The organism is Mycobacterium sp. E1386, from assembly GCF_001672745.1.
Taxonomy (GTDB): domain Bacteria; phylum Actinomycetota; class Actinomycetes; order Mycobacteriales; family Mycobacteriaceae; genus Mycobacterium.
Genome location: NZ_LZKH01000214.1, coordinates 1 through 2283, shown reverse-complemented (window position 1 = coordinate 2283; position 2283 = coordinate 1). Strand labels below are relative to the sequence as shown.

At 66.8% G+C, this 2283-nt stretch carries 3 protein-coding genes and 1 pseudogene; 2 read left to right on the top strand and 2 right to left on the bottom strand.

Annotated features, from left to right (window positions below; translation table 11 throughout):
* Both A5709_RS28545 and A5709_RS22010 read left to right on the top strand, forming a co-directional pair.
* Positions 1-285 (top strand): annotated as a pseudogene (locus A5709_RS28545) (TetR/AcrR family transcriptional regulator); the annotation flags it as partial.
* Positions 282-1259: an LLM class flavin-dependent oxidoreductase gene (locus tag A5709_RS22010; protein WP_068122460.1), complete on the top strand. Its 978-nt coding sequence runs from the start codon at positions 282-284 to the stop codon at positions 1257-1259. The pseudogene A5709_RS28545 and the gene A5709_RS22010, both read left to right, overlap by 4 nt.
* On the opposite strand, the gene A5709_RS22005 is transcribed toward A5709_RS22010, so the two are convergent.
* Together A5709_RS22005 and A5709_RS22000 are read right to left on the bottom strand one after the other, a co-directional pair.
* On the bottom strand, positions 1227-1742 hold the full coding sequence (locus A5709_RS22005; RefSeq protein WP_231987040.1) for a YkgB family protein: 516 nt from the start codon (positions 1740-1742) through the stop codon (positions 1227-1229). The genes A5709_RS22010 and A5709_RS22005 overlap by 33 nt on opposite strands.
* A 53-nt stretch (positions 1743-1795) precedes the next feature.
* Complete coding sequence (locus A5709_RS22000; protein WP_068122462.1) at positions 1796-2266, bottom strand: SRPBCC family protein; 471 nt, start codon at positions 2264-2266, stop codon at positions 1796-1798.
* Between the last annotated feature and the right edge of the window lie 17 nt (positions 2267-2283).

Below are 2283 nucleotides of genomic sequence, written 5' to 3'. Positions count from 1 at the left end.
CGCACAGAGAGCAACGAGCATCCGGCCAGCGGCCGGCCACGGTACGCCGGGCTGAAAGCGTTGCGGGACACGATAACTGAGATCGTCGGTGACGCCCGGGCGCAGGGTGCGCTACCACTCGACACCCACGCGGACGCCGCGGCCGATGCGATCCACGCACTGGCGCGCGGCCTCACGGAGCGGGCCGCCACTCTGGCTCCGGACGCGTACGCGGCCGCGCTGGATTGCGCCAAGGAACTGATCAGCGGAACACTCTTCGCCCGCCCGGCCGGCGCCCAACGATGAAGTTACTCACCGCGCTGCGGCTCAACATGACCAATGTCGCCGATCCCACAGCGCGCCAGGCGGATCGCTACCGGGCCGCGCTGGACATGGCGGAGTTCGCCGACCGCCACGGCTTCACCGCCGTCAGCGCAGAAGAACATCACCTGGCGGCCACGAGTTGGCTTCCGTCGCCGTTGATTCTGGCCGCCGCCGTCGCGGGGCGCACACACAGCGTGCGCATCAGCGTCAACGCGTTGATCGTCCCGCTCTACGACCCGATTCGGCTGGCCGAGGACATCGCCGTGCTGGACAACCTGACCCAGGGCCGCTTCAGTTTCGTGGCCGGCATGGGTTACCGGCCCGAGGAGTACCACGCCGTCGGCAAGGACTGGTCCAGGCGGGCGACCCTGATGGACCACTGCCTGACGGTCCTACTCAAGGCGTGGAGCGATCAGCCCTTCGAATACGAGGGCGCGCTCATCAACGTCACCCCGAAACCCTGTACCCGTCCGCATCCGATCCTTTTCGTTGGCGGCATGACCGCCGCGGCGGCCCGGCGCGCGGCCCGCTTCGGACTTCCGTTTTCACCACCGATGGCCATGCCCGAGGTCGAAGCCGTCTATACGCGGGAGTTGCGCAACCACGGAAACGAAGGCTTCGTCTACCACCCCGAGAACGGAAGCACCGTCACCATGCTGCACACCGACCCCGACGAGGCGTGGTCGCGTTACGGGGACTTCATCCTGGCGGAGGCGGCCGAGTACAGCGCCTGGAAGCGCGCCGACGTGCCGCGGCCCAGCGAAACCGCGCCAGCCTCCGTCCGGGACCTGCGCCGCCTCAACCATCTCGAGATCCTCACCCCGGAACAGTTGATCGATCAGATCCGCGGCGGCAGAAAAGAAGTCGTGGTCAACCCCCTCATCGGCGGCCTTCCGATCGACGCGGGCTGGGCCAGCCTGCACCTAATGACCGACGAGGTTCTGCCCAACGTGTGACCTGCCCGCCGACAGCGCGTCACCCAGGCTCCACACGGCGACACCGATCAGCACCAGATCCTTCAGCAGGAACTGGCCCGGCAGCGCCGACAGCACGGGGAGACCACCGGCATGCGTCGCGACCACCCCGGGTGTGGTGAACAGGAAGCTCAGCGTTCCCACGAACAGCACCACCGCCAGCGCGCTGCCCGCCGCCGATGCGCGCGGCCACACCGGCCGAAGCGCGATGAGAAGGGCGGCAACGATTTCCATGGTCCCCAGCCCGCGCGCGACGGCGGAAACGCTGAACACGTCGTAGATCCAACTCATCAGCGGGCTGTGTTCGATGAGCACGCGGGATTCCATCTTCACGTACTTCCCGAACCCGATCCAGGCCAGCACGACGACCAGTCCGTAACGGCTGATGAGTTGTCCCGACCGGGTCAGCGGCTGCGCCAGGGAGTGCGGTGTCCCCACGTGCGCGACGGCCGCGGGCGACTCGATTTCGTTCACAGAGCAGCCACGATTTACGCGCCGCTTCCGTTCAGCGTCGCGGCTTATCCGGCGTAACGATCGCGCAACTGGGCCAGCGTCGCTTCGATTCCGGCGGCGTTGCCTTTACATGCCCCGATTCGCTCGTAGTACTTCAACGCGTTCTTGACCGCACCGGCGTCGCGATAATCGAACGTCTCCGTGACCCGGGTCCGGGTCGGCGAAAGCGCCTCGAATTGCCACCGCCAGCGGTGCCCCACCGGGTGACGCCATTCGACCAGTTCGTCCGGTTTCAGGGCCGTCACCGTGCTGGTGATGCGGTACGGCAGGCCATACATCTTCATCTTGGTCGAAAACTTCGACCCCACAGTCAATTCCGCGGGCACGCTGATGTTGTCACGCACGGTGCCCGACCCATCCAGTTCGCTGTGTCGCCGCGGATCGGCGGCCATCGCATACAGTTCGGCGGCCGGCGCGGCCACTTCGACCGACCGGCTTACCTGCCGCGGGCCCGCGTCGACAACGGTGACGGTCATGATCTTTCCTTTCGGCT

What these genes read in the sequence shown, in the direction of transcription:
- A5709_RS22010 (WP_068122460.1), top strand. Translation starts at nt 282, where the DNA reads ATGAAGTTACTCACCGCGCTGCGGCTCAACATGACCAATGTCGCCGAT.
- A5709_RS22000 (WP_068122462.1), bottom strand. Translation starts at nt 2,266, where the DNA reads ATGACCGTCACCGTTGTCGACGCGGGCCCGCGGCAGGTAAGCCGGTCG.